The organism is Curtobacterium sp. SGAir0471, assembly GCF_005490985.1.
Lineage (GTDB): Bacteria > Actinomycetota > Actinomycetes > Actinomycetales > Microbacteriaceae > Curtobacterium.
The window spans coordinates 2,611,436-2,625,857 of the sequence record NZ_CP027869.1 but is presented as its reverse complement, the minus strand read 5'-3'; the positions used below and the strand labels follow the sequence as shown (position 1 = coordinate 2,625,857).

Sequence of the window (14,422 nt, the reverse complement as noted above, 5' to 3'; positions counted from 1 at the left end):
CAAAGGTTGGGGCATGGCGAACCTGAACCGGATCCTCGGCATGGCCTCGAAGGTCATCGACAAGCAGATGCAGAAGCAGCGCGCGCAGGGGAACGGCGCCGCGGGCAACCAGCAGAACCCGCACGGTACCGGGGGTGGGACCGACTGGCGCGACATCGTCCGCAGCGCGGCGGACAAGCTGACGGGTGACGACCGCTCACGCCAGCAGCAGCCGCAGCAGCAGTACGGCCAGCCGCAGCCGCAGCAGCGATACGGCCAGCAGCCCCAGCACGGGCACCAGCAGTACGGTCAGCAACCGCAGCAGCAGTACGGGCAGCAGCAGCACGGTCGGGCGCAACAGCACCACGGGCAGGCAGACCCGGACAAGGTCGCCCTGGCGAAGTACGACTACCTGCTCCGGACGGCGAGCCCGGACCAGATCGAGCAGGTGCACCACGACGCCTTCGCGCGGCTCACCCCGGCGCAGCGCCAGCAGGTGCGGGACCGGTTGAACTCGGAGCTCCCGCCGCACGAGCACCTGCGGGACGACTCGTCCGGCGGCATGGCGCGGGCGATGACCCGCGGCGAGATGTCCCGACCCGGACTGATCCGCCGCGTGCTCGGGGGATCGAGACGCTCGGGTGGCAGCGGTGGGCGTGGCGGCGCCTTCGCCGGTGGCGCGGCAGTCGGCGCCGGAGCGATGGCCCTCGGCGGGCTCGCGGTGGCGGTCGCGGGTGGGGCCGTGCTCAGCGCAGCGGCGGCTCCGGTCCTGGCCGGCGCGGCCGATCTCGGGGTCGACTTCGAGGGCATCGCCGCAGGGCTGGGCGACCTCGGCCTCGCGGAACTCGGCGGCGGCGTCGAGGGCTTCGCGGCCGAGGGCGAGCAGTTCCTCGGCGGACTGGGTGAGCAGGCATCCGGGCTCGGCGAGCAGGCGTCCGGGCTGGGCGAGCAGGCGTCGAACCTCGGCAACGACTTCCTCGGCGGGCTCTTCGACCGCTGATCCACGGCGGCGACGCGCTCACTCCCGCCGGACGAGCGCGTCGCCGACCGTACTGCGGTAGTACAGCACCGCGCGTCCGTACCGGGTCCGGTTCAGCAGCCCGCCGCGCTCCATCACGCGCAGGTGCTGGTTCACGGCAGAGGTGGAGACGCCGAACCGCATCGCGAGGTCGGTCGACGACGCCGGCTCACCGAGCGCGTCGAGGAGCGCGGCACGGGTCGCGCCGAGCAGGTCCCGGACGGCACCGACGTCGGGGTGCGACGCGGTCGACCACATCGCGCCCTGACCGCGGGCCGGGTACATCACGGTCGGCGGCAGGTCGTCGTCGATCGGCGTCGACGCACGGACGACGAACACCGAGGGGACGAGCGTCAAGCCCTCGCCCTGCACCGGGCGGTCGCGTGCGATCGGGCTGTTCAAGCGGACGTCGACGTGCCGCCCGTCGAAGCGCACCGACTCGGACAGCCCGCCGAGCACCGCCCCGACGCCCTCGTGTGCGGCGATCCGGCCTCGGTGCGTGACGTCGGCCTGCAGCACGCGGCGCATGCGCGGCCAGTACGGGGCGAAGCAGAGCTCCCAGGTCGTCGCCAGGGCCCGGACGAGCCGGTCGACGACGTCCGCGTGCCGTCCGACGAACACGTCCGGCACGACCCCGTGCACCCGCTCCAGGTCGCTCCGGAGTCGTGCGGGGGAGATGTCGGCGAGGGTCCGGAGCTCGTCGTCGAACGACCCGAGGGGTGACTCCGGGCGGGGGTTGACGAAGTCCGCGACCCATCGCCGCTCGTCGACCAGGCCGGCGAGCACGGGCCGGTCGAGGAGGGGCAGCACGCCGGCGATGCGCTCGAGCCACGGGCGCTGCAACGGGTACCGCTCCGGTGCTCGGAAGGCACGGAGCCCGAGACCGAGCTCCGACAGCGGTGAGATGCCGAAGCGCACGGCGGAGACGTCCGACGGGTCGAGGCGGTACCGGATCATGAAGCCCCACGCTACATCCCTTCGATGAAGCACCGGAGCGGTGCGAGAACTGGACCGTGAGCACCACGGAGCAACCGGTCCCGATCCGCACCCTCGTCCGACGGGACGCGACCCTCCGACGCCTGCTCACCGTCACACTGGTGGACACCCTCGGTCGCGGTGCCTTCTTCACGCTGACCTCGCTGTACCTCATCACGATCGTCGGGATCCCGGCCGTCGTCGTCGGCCTCGGGCTCACCGTCGCCGGCGCGGTCGGCGTGGCATCGTCGCTCGTGTTCGGGCACCTCGCGGACCGGTTCAGCGCACGGCGGATGCTCGTCTGGCTGCACCTCGTGCAGGGTCTCGCGCTCATCAGCTACGTGCTCGTCCACGACCTGCCGACGCTCATCGCGACGGCGTCCGTCGTGACGTTGGCCCAGCAGGGCGGCGGTTCCGTCCGGGGCGCCGCGGTCGGTCGGGCGTTCCCCGGCACCGAGCGCGTCCGGGTGCGCGCGACGATGCGCACGGTCACGAACGTCGGCATCGGCGTGGGTACGGCACTCGCCGCGGTCCCGCTCGCGATCGGAACCGGCGAGGCCTACCGCGTGACGATGATCCTGTCGGGCGCGCTGTTCCTGGCGTCCGCGGTCCTCGTCGCCGGTCTCCCGGCGGTGCGGGTCGACGCGGCACCGGCCGATCGGACCGACACGGGCACGATCGTCCGTCGGGAGCCCGCCGGCCGCAGCCCTTACCGGGACCTGCGGTTCCTCGCGGTCACCGCACTGACCGGGTTGTTCGGCATGCAGTTCGGCCTGTTCGAGGTCGGCGTACCGATCTGGGTCGTCCAGCACACCGTCGCGCCGGACGTGCTCGTCTCGCCGCTGCTGCTCGTGAACACGGTGATCGTCGTGCTGCTGCAGGTCCGGCTGAGCCGCGGGACCGACACCGTCGCGGGGGCGGCCCGGGTGATGCGGCACGCGGGCTGGGTCATGGCGGTGGCGTGCGGACTCTGGGCCGCCGCCGGGTGGGTCCGCGGGGACGACTGGGTGCCAGCGGCGATCGCCACGGCCGTGCTCGTGGTCGCGGCCGTCGCCCACTCGCTCGCGGAGATCACCTCGAGTGTCGCCGGGTGGGCGCTGAGCTTCGAGCTCGCACCGGCGGACCGGGTCGGCGCCTACCAGGGGGTGTACGGCACCGGCTACGCGGTTGCGGCGATGATCGCGCCCACCGTCGTCACCCTGACGACCGTCGACCTCGGGACGATCGGCTGGGGGATCCTCGCCGTCGTGTTCCTCGGCTCGGCACTCGGCGTGGGCGCGATCGCCGGGCGGGCAGCGCGCACGACGATCGCGGCCTGACGGGGCCGCACGCGTCCGCACGTGCCGCCCGCGCGACGGTCCCGGTGTGACGGGGCCGCACGCGTCCGCACGTGCCGCCCGCGCGACGGTCCCGGCCTGACGGGGCCGCGCCGTGCCTCCCGGCCGGTCCGAGGTGATCGCGGACCCATCGCGATCCGGCCGACCCGCGCGGTTCGGGAATACGCTCGGGGCGCGGACGTTGGCACGTTGCGTCATGCAATGTTGCGTTGCATGTCGTCCGGACCCCGCGGGCGTTCGGACCCGCGCACCGACCGGTGCCACCATGGACCGCCCGGCCACCCGAACCGGGACGGACACCCCGTCCACCACGACGACGCGGGCCGCACGACGATCGCTACCCGGTCGTCCGCCCGACACCCCACCCCCCCCACGAGGAGCAGCTCACCATGCACCGCCCCAAGCGCTTGACCATCACCGCGGCCGTCGCCGCCGCCGCAGCCCTCGTGCTGACCGGCTGCTCCGGTGGCGGCGCGTCGGACGACGCGTCCACCGGCACGAGCAAGGGCGGCACGCTCGACATCCTGACGGCGCAGACCGCGCTGCACTGGGACCCGGCGACCAGCCAGAGCCTCGGCATCACCTCGATGGGCCTGGTCGCCCGGCGCCTGACCACGTGGGACGTCCAGCCCGGCAAGACCGCGAAGGTGGTGCCGGACCTCGCGACCACCACCGGTGAGTCGAGCGACGGTGGGAAGACCTGGACGTACACGCTCAAGGACGGTCTGAAGTTCCAGGACGGCACGCCGATCACCACGAAGGACATCAAGTGGGGGATCGAGCGGTCCTTCGCGCCGAACCTCACCGGTGGTCTGAGCTACCACAAGTCCCTGCTCGTCGGCGGCTCGGACTACCAGGGCCCCTTCGAGGGCAAGACGCTCGACAGCATCGAGACCCCGGACGACAAGACGATCGTGTTCAAGCTCGACGCCCCGTACGGCGACTGGCCGTGGCTCGCCTCGATGCCGGCTTTCGCTCCGGTGCCCGAGGGTGAGGGCACGGACACCGGCGCCTACGACGCGAAGCCCGTGTCGAGCGGCCCGTACCAGATCGAGTCGAACACCCAGGGCTCGCAGGTCACGCTCGTCCGGAACAAGGAGTGGAGCGCGAAGACCGACAGCGTCCGCACCGCCGGTCCGTCGAAGATCGTCTTCAAGGAGAGCCAGGACGCCTCCACCACGACGCAGAGCCTGATCGCCGACAACGGCGACGCGAAGAACTCCTTCGGCGCGCAGTTCCTCGGCGCCGCCGAGCTCAACCAGGTGCGCGCCAACCCGGCCGCGCAGGACCGCCTCGCCACGAGCAAGGCCGGCCCGATCACCTACATGGCGATCAACACCCAGCGCGGGAAGCTCACGGACCTCAAGGTCCGCCAGGCGCTGCAGTACGCGGTCGACCGCAAGTCCTTCCGCATCGCGGCGGGCGGTGCGCTCGCCGGCGAGTACGCGTCGACGCTCGTGACGCCGGGCATCGCCGGGCGCAAGGACTACGACCTGTACAAGACCGGAGCGACCGGCGACGTCGACAAGGCGAAGCAGCTCCTGCAGGAGGCCGGTGCAACGGACCTGCGGCTCACTCTCGTGACGCAGAACGACCCGACGTACCTGGCGCAGGCGCAGGCGCTGCAGGCCGGGCTCAAGCGCGCCGGCATCACCGTGACGCTCAAGCCGCTCGACTACGACTCCTTCACGCAGGCCACCACGAACGGCACCGACTTCGACCTGTCGCTGTCGAGCTGGCAGCCGGACTTCCCGAGCGCGAACGCCAACATCCAGCCGCTCTACGACTCGTCGCAGATCGGTGGGGGCGGCTACAACGTCTCGAAGTACAGCAACCCCGAGGTCGACGCCCTCATCGCGAAGGCGACCGGCACGGTCGACCAGTCCGAGGCGCAGCAGCTGTGGGCGCAGGCGGACCGCCGCATCATGGAGGACGCCCCCGTCGTCCCGCTGATCTACGCGAAGCAGTCGTTCTTGGCCGGGTCGAACGTCGAGAACTTCCGCATCGCGGACTTCCCGGCCTACCCGAACTACCTCAAGGTCTCGCTCTCCCAGTGAGTGCACCGCTGCTCGAGGTCGAGGGGCTCCGCGTCGCGTTCGGCGACGCGGAGCCCGTCGTCCGTGACGTCTCCTTCACCCTGATGCCCGGCCGGGTGCTCGCACTCGTCGGCGAGTCCGGCTCGGGCAAGTCCGTCAGCGCGATGAGCGTGCTCGGACTCCTGCCACCCGCCGCCCGGGTGTCGGGCAGCGCCCGCTTCCGTGGGACCGAGCTCATCGGTGCCTCCGCGGACGAGCTGCGTGCCGTCCGTGGTGCGGGCATCGGGGTCGTGTTCCAGGAACCGATGAACTCGTTCACCCCCGTGCTGTCGATCGGCACGCAGATCGCCGAGGCCGTGCGGGCGCACCCGACCGACCTCGACCGTGCCGGGGTCTCGGCGCGCGTGGACGAGCTGCTCCGCGCCGCCGGTCTGCAGGATCCCGCGCGGATCCGGAAGGCGTACCCGCACGAGCTGTCCGGCGGACAGCTCCAGCGAGCGATGATCGCGATGGCGCTGGCGGGCGACCCGGTGGCGCTGTTCGCCGACGAGCCGACCACCGCGCTGGACGTCACCGTGCAGGCCGGGATCCTCGACCTGCTGCGTCGGCTCGGTCGCGAGCGCAACCTTGCCGTCCTGCTCATCACCCACGACATGGGCGTGGTCGCGGACGTCGCGGACGAGGTACTGGTGATGCGCCGCGGCGACCCCGTCGAGCACGGGACGGTCGCCGAGGTCTTCGCGCACCCGACCGCCGAGTACACGCGCGAGCTCCTCGCCGCGGTCCCCGCCCTGGAGGCACGACCCGCGTCCGTCAGGCCGGCTGCGGACGCACACTCGGCCGGGTGGGACGCATCGTCCTCGCGTGCTGAGCGACAGTTCACGCCGAACGAGGGCCGTGAACTGTCGCTGAGCGCGAAAGGTGCTGACGCACCCGACGCGCCCAGCGCCTCCCGGCCGGACGCCGTGGTCGCGCGCCTGCGCGACGTCGCGGTGCGCTACGCACGCCGCGGCGAGCCCACCGTTCGCGGGATCGACCTCGAGCTCGCCGCCGGACGCACGCTCGGCCTGGTGGGGGAGTCCGGCTCGGGCAAGTCCACCATCGGGCGGGCGCTCGCCGGGCTCGTCCCCGTCGTCGACGGATCGGTCGAGGTCGACGGCCACGACCTGCGCACCGCGCGCGGGAAGCGCCTCCGCGAGCTCCGCAGCCGTGTGGGCATCGTCTTCCAGGACCCGGCGTCGTCACTGAACCCGCGACAGACCATCGGGTGGAGCATCGCCGAACCACTGCTCGTGCACGGCGAGGGCACGTCGACGTCGCGTGCCGACCGCGCCCGCGAGCTCCTGACGGCGGTGCAGCTCGACCCGTCGTGGACGGAACGGTTCCCGCACCAGCTGTCCGGCGGGCAGCGGCAGCGCGTCGCCGTCGCGCGGGCACTGGCGCTGCGGCCCGCGCTGGTGATCGCCGACGAGCCGACCAGCGCCCTCGACGTGACGGTGCAGGCCGCCGTGCTCGACCTGCTCGCGGACCTGCAGGACGAGTTCGGCTTCGGCATGCTGCTCATCAGCCACGACCTGGCCGTGGTGCGCCAGCTCGCCGACGACGTCGTCGTGCTGCACGACGGCCGCATCGTCGAACGCGGCACGACGTCGGCCGTGCTCGACCACCCGCAGCAGGACTACACGCGCATGCTGCTCGCGGCGGCCCCGGTCGCCGATCCCGAGCGACAGGCAGCCCGCCGCGAGGCCTGGCGTGCCTGGGAAGGAGTGGTCTCGTGACCGCGAACGTCGTCGACCGGCCCGTCTCCGCGTCGGCCGGACGGAGCACCGGGTTCCGCGCCGTCGTGCGCCGGGTCCGTCGGGACCGCTGGGCGGTGGCCGCTGCGGTCGTCATCGCGGTGTTCGTGGTCGTGGCGATCGCCGCACCGCTCATCGCAGCCGTCACCGGGCGCGACCCGTACCGCTACGACGTCGACGCGCTGAACGACTTCGGGGCGCCCCGCGGCGCTGCCGGCGGGGTGAGCGGCGATCACTGGTTCGGCGTCGAGCCGCTGACCGGCCGCGACCTCTTCGCGATCGTGACGTACGGCGCGCGGACCTCGCTGGGGATCGGGCTCGCCGCGACCGCCGTGTCGATCGTCATCGGGGTCCTCGTCGGTGTCACCACGGGGTTCCTCGGCGGGTGGTACGACCGGGTGCTGTCGCGCGTCGTCGACGTGATCTTCGGGTTCCCGTCCCTGGTCTTCATGATCGCGCTCACCGCGGTCGTGCCGACGTCGTTCCCGAAGCCGCTGCTCGTCGTGCTCGTGATCGGGTTCTTCGGCTGGCCCTCGGTCGCCCGCGTCGTGCGGGGGCAGACGCTCTCGCTCGTCAGCCGGAACTACGTCGTCGCCTCGACGGCGATGGGCGCGGGGCGCTGGCACGTCATCCGCAAGCAGCTCCTGCCGAACCTCGCCGCGACGATCACCGTCTACGCGACCATCTCGATCCCGTCGATGATCGGTGCCGAGGCCGCGCTGTCCTTCCTGGCCGTCGGGGTGAACCCGCCGACGCCGTCGTGGGGCCGCAGCATCGGCGACGCCATCGGCTGGGTGCAGACCGACCCGATGTACCTCGTCTTCCCCGGAGCCGCACTGTTCCTCATCACCCTCGCCTTCAACGTGCTCGGTGACGCCCTGCGCGACGCCCTCGACCCGCGAGGAGTCGACCGGTGACGACCTTCCGCTTCCTGGCGATCCGGATCCTCGGCGCCGTCGTCGTGCTGTTCGTCGTCGCGGCGATCACCTACGCGCTGTTCATGCTGCTGCCGACGAACCCGGCGCGTGCGATCTGCGACAAGCCGTGCACGCCGGAGCGACTCGCGGAGGTGCGGGCGTTCCTCGGCACGGACAAGCCGTGGTTCGCGCAGTTCGGGGCGTACCTCGCCGGCATCTTCGCCGGTCGCACGTTCGGCTCCGGCGCGTCGACGATCACGTGCGCGGCACCCTGCTTCGGGTACTCGTTCCAGCTGCACGACAGCGTCACGAACCTCATCGCGTCGCGCCTGCCCGTCACCGCGTCGATCGCCGTCGGTGCCGCCGTGCTGTGGCTCGTCGCCGGTGTCGCGGGCGGTACCGTGTCGGCGCTGAAGCGGGGGACGCTCGCCGACCGCGCCGTCATGACCGTCGCCGTCGCCGGGGTGTCCTCGCCCGCGTACCTGATCGGGCTGCTCGCGATCCTGCTCTTCGGCTTCACCCTCGGGTGGTTGCCCACGAGCGGGTACGTGCCGTTCGTCGAGGACCCGGTCGGCTGGGTGACGCACCTGGTGCTGCCGTGGTGCGTGCTCGCGTTCATCAGCGCGGCGATCTACGCTCGGCTCACCCGTGGCGAGATGCTCGAGTCGATGTCGCAGGACTTCGTCCGGACCGCTCGGGCCAAGGGGCTGCGCGAGCGCCAGGTCGTCGTGCGGCACGGGCTCCGGACGGCGATCCTGCCCGTCGTGACGCTGTTCGGGCTCGACCTCGGGTCGCTGCTCGGCGGTGCGGTCATCACCGAGAAGGTGTTCTCGATGCAGGGCCTCGGGGCGCTGCTCATCGACGCGGTGCACACCCTCGACCTGCAGGTGGTCGTCGGCTTCACGGTGTTCTCGGCGCTCCTCATCGTCACCGCGAACGTGATCGTGGACGTGGTGTACGCGTTCGTCGACCCGCGGGTGCGCCGCCGGGCCTGAACCTTCCCACACGCCGGGGACCCGGATCCCGGGCGTGCCGCTGAGACTCTCCACACCTCGACGGGCCGGAGCCCTGACGGACACTGGGTTCGTCCCCCGCCGGTCCGCACATTGCGGGACTTGTCGCGGCGTGGACGGCGATCGAGAGTTCGGTCGTGATCAACACGCATGGGGATCCCGCAGTGTCACCGGTGTCGGTGCGCTGGCGGGCGAAGAAGACGTTCATCGGGGTCGCGGCTGCCGCGGTCGCCATCGTCGGGTCGATCGGCCTCGCGGCCCCGGCCGTGGCGAGCCAACCAGGCCTGGACACCGGGGGTGGGCCCTCGGCTGCTGCGAACAGTGCGATCGCCTACGCCGAGAGCATGTGGAGCTCGAGCGACGGCGGGCCGAACTCGAGCACCTACTACCAGCTCGGGGGTAACGGTCCCAGTGCCTGGGACTGCTCGGGCCTGGTGTGGAAGTCGTACCTGCAGGCAGGCGTCGACCTGTCCGACGGGGCGTCCCGCCCGGTCGTCGGGGACGAGTACGCCGCACTCGCGGGGCACCTGGTCTCCCGCGCGGACGCCGAGCCCGGGGACGTCCTGTTCTGGACCTCGGACGGCACGACCTCGGGCAACTTCCTGCACGACGGCATCTACCTGGGCAACGGGTACATGGTGGCAGCGGCTGCTCCGGGTGAGGGCGTGAAGGAGCAGACGCTCTGGTCCGAGCCCGGGGAGCAACTCCTCGACGTGGTCGGGCGCCCGAGCGGCTCGCTGTCCGGATCCGGGTCCGGCGCGGGCACCGTGCACACGACCTCGTACGTGACAGCCGAGCAGGTCAACACCGGGAAGCTCTGGAGCGTCACCGCGAGCAAGGCGGCGACGGCGTACCCGGTCGGCGTCGCATCGGGGACCAGCCCCGCGATCGCGACGCTCGGTGGGGGCAAGTACGTCACCGCCTTCCAGGCCGCGGGCGGCGCCCTGTGGACGATCACGTCCGACGGCGCAGCGACCTCGTTCCCGGTGGGGATGAAGGCGGGGACGAGTCCGTCGATCATCCCGACCTCGGGTGGTGGGTACGTCATCGCAGTGCAGACGAACACGGGCGCGCTCTGGACGATCACGAACACCAAGGCCGCCACGGCGTTCCCGGTGGGGATGGCAGCAGGGACCAGCCCGTCCATCGCGAAGGTCGGCAGCGGCTACGTGGTTGCAGTGCAGACGAACAGTGGTGACCTCTGGAGCATCACCGACACCAAGGCCGCGACCGACTTCAACGTCGGCATGAAGGCGGGGACGAGTCCGTCGATCACCGCTACGGCGAACGGCGGCTACGTCATCGCGGCGCAGACGAACACCGGCGCCCTGTGGAGCGTGACGAACACGAAGGCCGCGACGGCGTTCCCGGTGGGCATGCTCGCCGGTACGAGTCCGTCGATCCTGGCGCTCCCGTCCGGCGGGTACGTCATCGCGGTGCAGACGAACACCGGGAAGCTCTGGACGATCACCGACGGCAAGGCGGCGACCGCGTTCGACATCGGCATGGCTGCCGGGACCAGCCCGGCGATCGCCGAGGTCGGCAGCGGGTACGTGGTGGCGGTGCAGACCAACAGCAGCGACCTCTGGTCGGTCACGAACGACGATGCAGCGACGTCGTTCGGCGTGGGGATGCAACCGGGGACCAGCCCCGCGATCCTGGCGCAGTGACGTGAGGGGGCCCGGGCAGCAGGACCTGCCCGGGCCTCCTCGACACGCAACGTCGGCGGCTCCTCGCAGCGGTACACCGCGGCGAGGAGTCGCCGCCGTTGCGTTCTGCGGAGGCGGCGCTGCGTGTCAGCCGACGAAGCGGTACGCCGCGCCGTCGTCTGTCCGCTCGAGCACGCTGAGGTCGACCGCGTCGCGCCGCACGATCGCGACGTCGGCGCAGAGCATCGCGATCGCCGCGTTGAGCTCGCGCTCCGACACCGGACGCGTTCGACCGAGGCGATCCCCGACGATTCCGACGATGCGCACCGACAGCGGGTGCCGCTGGTCCTCCGGCGCGGGCACGCGCTCGATCCGCCCGAACTCGAGCAGCGCCGCCGCGCCCTGCAACCGCTGCAGGTCCTTCGTCGTCCGTCCGAGCACGGCGCTGTCCGGTCCGTCGTCGCCCAGCCAGTCGAACGCCGCCACGGCCGCCGCGGTCCGGTCGTCGAGCGTCCCGCCTCCGACCACTGCGGCGCGGAGCGTCGGGGAGGCCAGCACGGCCACGGCCTGCCGCGCACGTCCGATCGACGTGGAGAGCTCGCCGTCCGGCATCAGAAGTAGGTGATCCCGTGCGGCGTCCGCGCCGGCGTGAGCATCGCCCGGAGCAACGCCGGCGCCGCCGGGTCCACCGCACGCACGAGTCCGGCCGCCGCCAGCGTCACCGGGGACACCGAGCCGATGAGCACCGCGCCGAGGTCCGCCACGTCGAGCCGCAGATCGGCCTCGCCGTCGTCACGGTCGGACAGGCGCGTGACCGTGCCCTGCCCGTCGACGACGTCGAGCCGGTAGGTCCCCGCTGCGAACCCCATCGCGTCCGACACCGCGAGCGTCAGCGTGCCGTCGACCGCGTACGGCCGGCTGGTGAGCACCGCCGGCATGTCGAGCACCCGCAACCAGACGTGGTCCTCCTCGTGCTCGACGTCGTACGCGCGGTTGTCGCCGAGGGCCGCGACGATCGGGTCGTCGAGGCGTGAGCGGTTGTACCGCACCACGTCGTTCAGGTCGATCGACAACAGGAACTCCCACAGGGACAGGTAGGCGTCGTCGGTCGCGTACACGAGATCCACGACCTCGAGCACGGTGTCCTCACCACGGCCCTCCTTGACGCGCCAGGTCACGTAGCCGTCGATCTCTGCAGGGTCGGACCCTGCCACCTCCGGGCGGTGCACCGCGGCACGGACGTCCTTCGCGGGGGAGCCGTCGCCGTTCCGCTCGCCGAAGACGATCGGCCAGGTGCCGGTGTTCCGGACCATGGACCCCGGCGTCCGGGCGTCGAAGCGGTCGAAGACGGCGCGGCCGGGGCCGGCGGCGAGCCACTCCGGCGTCACGACGGTCACGGTGCCGGTGGTCGGGGCGATCAACGGCAGCGCGCGCGCACGACGGACGCGGACGGCCCGCTCGCGGATCGCGCACCCGAACCCGAAGCGTCGGTAGATCGTCCCCTCGGAGGCGGTGAGCGACGCGACGGCGTAGCCCTCGGCCACGCCACGCTCGAGCGCGTGGGTCATCATCCGGCGGAGGATCCCGCGCCGACGCTCGGTCGGGCGCACCGTCACGGCGGAGATCGCCTGGGTGTCGATCGAGGCGCCCTCGCCCCACGTCAGGCGCTTGCGGAACCACGTGAAGGTGCCGGCCGGCCAGGTCTCGTCGACCGAACCGGGGAAGGGGTCGCGCAGGTAGACCCCGAGGAACGTCTCCTGGTCGGCGATGAAGTGCGACGCCATCCGCGCGGCGCCCTCGGCATCGGGGTGCGCCTCGTGGAACCCCAGCTCCACGGCGTGCATCCACGCCTCCGTCTCCGCTGACGGCGCCCCCTGCGCGTCGGTCGTGGGCGCGAACTCGCGCAGGTCGTACCGGTCGTCGAACGCTTCGTTGCTGGCCACGGGCCCGACCCTACCGGTGCCTCCGCTGTGGGAGCCTCCGTCTGCAGGCGGAGGGGGACGGCGGACGGGAGACCCGTGGCGGTGCCGCCACGGGCCTCCCGTCCGTCGTGTCGTCACCTGACGGACCGTGGCCGGTCAGGGCGTGCCGCGTCGCGCCTCCTGCGCCACCACCTCGTCGAGGTCCGCCAGCTTCCGCATCTGCTGGAGCGGCCGCGCCATCCGGTTGTTGTCCCGCAGGGCGGGCTCGGTGCGCGACAGGAACGCCCAGTAGCCGGCGGTGAAGGGGCAGGCGTCCTCGCCGAGCCGCTTCGTCGGGTCGTACCGGCACCCGCCGCAGTGGTCGGACATCCGGTCGATGTACCGGCCGCCGGACGCGTACGGCTTCGTCGCCACCATGCCGCCGTCGGCGTGCTGCGACATCCCGATGATGTTCGCCGGCATCACCCAGTCGGTGCCGTCGACGAAGACGTCGGTGAACCACTCGGTCAGGTGGACCGGGTCGTAGCCGCGCTGCAGCGCCCAGTTGCCGAGCACCATCAGTCGCTGGATGTGGTGCAGCCAGCCGTGGTCGTGCAGGCCCTCGATCGCGGTGGACAGGCAGACCGCGTCGATCTCCGACGCGTCGAGCTCGCGCCACCAGCGGGGGAGCCGCTCGTGCGCGTCGAGGGCGTTCTCCTCGGCGCCGTAGTCGTCGCCGAACCACCAGTAGAGGTGCCAGACGTAGTCCCGCCAGCCGGCGACCTGGCGGACGAAGCCCTCGACGCTCGCGAGCGGGGCGTCGTGGTCGCGGTGGGCGGTGAGTGCTGCCTCGACGACCTCGAAGGGGTCGAGCACGCCGAGGTTCATCGGCACGCTGAGCAGCGAGTGCGCCATCGTCCAGTCGTTGGTGAGCGTGGCGTCCTCGAACGGGCCGAAGTCGCCCAGGCGGACCTGCACGAAGTCGTCGAGCGCCTGCCTGGCCTCGTCGGCGGTGACGGCGAAGCGGCGCGTGTCGTCCCGGCCGACGAACCGGACCTCGCCGTCGCGCTCCCAGCGGTCGAGGTCGTGCCGGACCTCGTCGTCGATGTCGTCCTCGGTCGGCCACCAGGGTTCCGGCAGCCCGAGCGTCGTCGCACCCTTGGGCGGGGGTTCGCGGTTCTGGTCGTCGAGGCTGAACTTCCCACCGATCGGCTTGTCCGACTGCATCAGCCAGCCCTCACGGCGGCGGACCCGCTCGTAGTGGGTCTCCATCCGGAAGCGACCGGTGCGCTCGGCGGCCCACTCGGCGAACTCGGCCTCGTCGGTGATGAACCCGCGGCTCGGCAGGATCTCGGTGCCGCGGCCCCAGTGCCGGACCTGCGCGCGGAGGGTACGGGAGGGCGGGTCGACCACGTCGAGGTCGTCGCGTCCGACCAGGGCGTCCTTCAGGCTCTCCACCTGCACGTGCTCGGCCCGGTCGCCGAGCTCGCGCACCCGGTGTCGCAGGGCGCTCAGCCAGAGGTGCGCCTTCGCCCGGTGCATCGGGCGGGCGGTGAAGAACTCACGCGCCTCGACCACGAGCGCGGGGCCGCCGTCGTCGAACAGCGGGCCGTACTGCCCGGGGAGGACGAGCCGGGTGCGTTCGGTGCTGCCGGCTTCGGTGCTGCCGCGCTCGGGTGTCATGCCCGGACGCTACCGGCGGCGCGTGACGACCGGCTGACGGCGCGTGTGCCCCGGCGGTGCCCCGCTGTCCTCGTCGTACGACCTGCCGCTCAGCTTCGACGCCGACGGCACGTCGTGC

At 72.1% G+C, this 14,422-nt stretch carries 11 protein-coding genes; 7 read left to right on the top strand and 4 right to left on the bottom strand.

Annotated features, from left to right (window positions below; all coding sequences use genetic code 11):
* Positions 1 to 13 precede the first annotated feature (13 nt).
* Positions 14 to 979, top strand: a complete 966-nt coding sequence (locus C1N91_RS12205; RefSeq protein ID WP_254678240.1) for a cation-transporting ATPase — start codon at positions 14 to 16, stop codon at positions 977 to 979.
* A gap of 18 nt (positions 980 to 997) precedes the next feature.
* On the opposite strand, the gene C1N91_RS12200 is transcribed toward C1N91_RS12205, so the two are convergent.
* Entirely contained in the window at positions 998 to 1,954 is a 957-nt protein-coding gene (locus C1N91_RS12200) for an ArsR/SmtB family transcription factor (RefSeq protein ID WP_137767924.1), read from the bottom strand.
* 56 nt (positions 1,955 to 2,010) lie between these two features.
* Here C1N91_RS12200 and C1N91_RS12195 point away from each other — a divergent pair, with 56 nt between their 5' ends.
* The 6 genes from C1N91_RS12195 to C1N91_RS12170 all read left to right on the top strand — a co-directional run bounded on the left by C1N91_RS12195 (position 2,011) and on the right by C1N91_RS12170 (position 10,741).
* Complete coding sequence (locus tag C1N91_RS12195) at positions 2,011 to 3,291, top strand: MFS transporter (RefSeq protein ID WP_137767923.1); 1,281 nt, start codon at positions 2,011 to 2,013, stop codon at positions 3,289 to 3,291.
* 407 nt (positions 3,292 to 3,698) lie between these two features.
* Entirely contained in the window at positions 3,699 to 5,366 is a 1,668-nt protein-coding gene (locus tag C1N91_RS12190; protein WP_137767922.1) for an ABC transporter substrate-binding protein, read from the top strand.
* A complete protein-coding gene (locus C1N91_RS12185; protein WP_137767921.1) occupies positions 5,363 to 7,123 on the top strand; it encodes a dipeptide ABC transporter ATP-binding protein in 1,761 nt (586 codons plus the stop codon). The genes C1N91_RS12190 and C1N91_RS12185 overlap by 4 nt, the downstream gene beginning before the upstream one ends.
* Positions 7,120 to 8,058 (top strand): ABC transporter permease, encoded by a 939-nt coding sequence (locus C1N91_RS12180; protein ID WP_137767920.1) that lies wholly within the window; start codon positions 7,120 to 7,122, stop codon positions 8,056 to 8,058. Before C1N91_RS12185 ends, C1N91_RS12180 begins: the two co-directional genes overlap by 4 nt.
* A complete protein-coding gene (locus C1N91_RS12175) occupies positions 8,055 to 9,053 on the top strand; it encodes an ABC transporter permease (protein ID WP_137767919.1) in 999 nt (332 codons plus the stop codon). The genes C1N91_RS12180 and C1N91_RS12175 overlap by 4 nt, the downstream gene beginning before the upstream one ends.
* Before the next feature lie 155 nt (positions 9,054 to 9,208).
* Complete coding sequence (locus C1N91_RS12170; protein ID WP_137767918.1) at positions 9,209 to 10,741, top strand: C40 family peptidase; 1,533 nt, start codon at positions 9,209 to 9,211, stop codon at positions 10,739 to 10,741.
* Between the two features lie 126 nt (positions 10,742 to 10,867).
* On the opposite strand, the gene C1N91_RS12165 is transcribed toward C1N91_RS12170, so the two are convergent.
* From C1N91_RS12165 to C1N91_RS12155, 3 genes are all read right to left on the bottom strand, one after another.
* A complete protein-coding gene (locus C1N91_RS12165) occupies positions 10,868 to 11,332 on the bottom strand; it encodes a DUF2087 domain-containing protein (RefSeq protein ID WP_137767917.1) in 465 nt (154 codons plus the stop codon).
* The gene (locus C1N91_RS12160; RefSeq protein WP_137767916.1) at positions 11,332 to 12,663 is read right to left on the bottom strand and encodes a GNAT family N-acetyltransferase; all 1,332 of its coding nucleotides are present in this window, start codon (positions 12,661 to 12,663) and stop codon (positions 11,332 to 11,334) included. The genes C1N91_RS12165 and C1N91_RS12160 overlap by 1 nt, the downstream gene beginning before the upstream one ends.
* Positions 12,664 to 12,798: 135 nt before the next feature.
* Complete coding sequence (locus C1N91_RS12155) at positions 12,799 to 14,304, bottom strand: cryptochrome/photolyase family protein (protein WP_137767915.1); 1,506 nt, start codon at positions 14,302 to 14,304, stop codon at positions 12,799 to 12,801.
* Between the last annotated feature and the right edge of the window lie 118 nt (positions 14,305 to 14,422).

Excerpts from the sequence above, each read along its gene's own strand:
- C1N91_RS12200 (WP_137767924.1), bottom strand. The coding sequence starts at position 1,954 with ATGATCCGGTACCGCCTCGACCCGTCGGACGTCTCCGCCGTGCGCTTC.
- C1N91_RS12165 (WP_137767917.1), bottom strand. The coding sequence starts at position 11,332 with ATGCCGGACGGCGAGCTCTCCACGTCGATCGGACGTGCGCGGCAGGCC.
- C1N91_RS12190 (WP_137767922.1), top strand. The coding sequence starts at position 3,699 with ATGCACCGCCCCAAGCGCTTGACCATCACCGCGGCCGTCGCCGCCGCC.
- C1N91_RS12205 (WP_254678240.1), top strand. The coding sequence starts at position 14 with ATGGCGAACCTGAACCGGATCCTCGGCATGGCCTCGAAGGTCATCGAC.
- C1N91_RS12155 (WP_137767915.1), bottom strand. The coding sequence starts at position 14,304 with ATGACACCCGAGCGCGGCAGCACCGAAGCCGGCAGCACCGAACGCACC.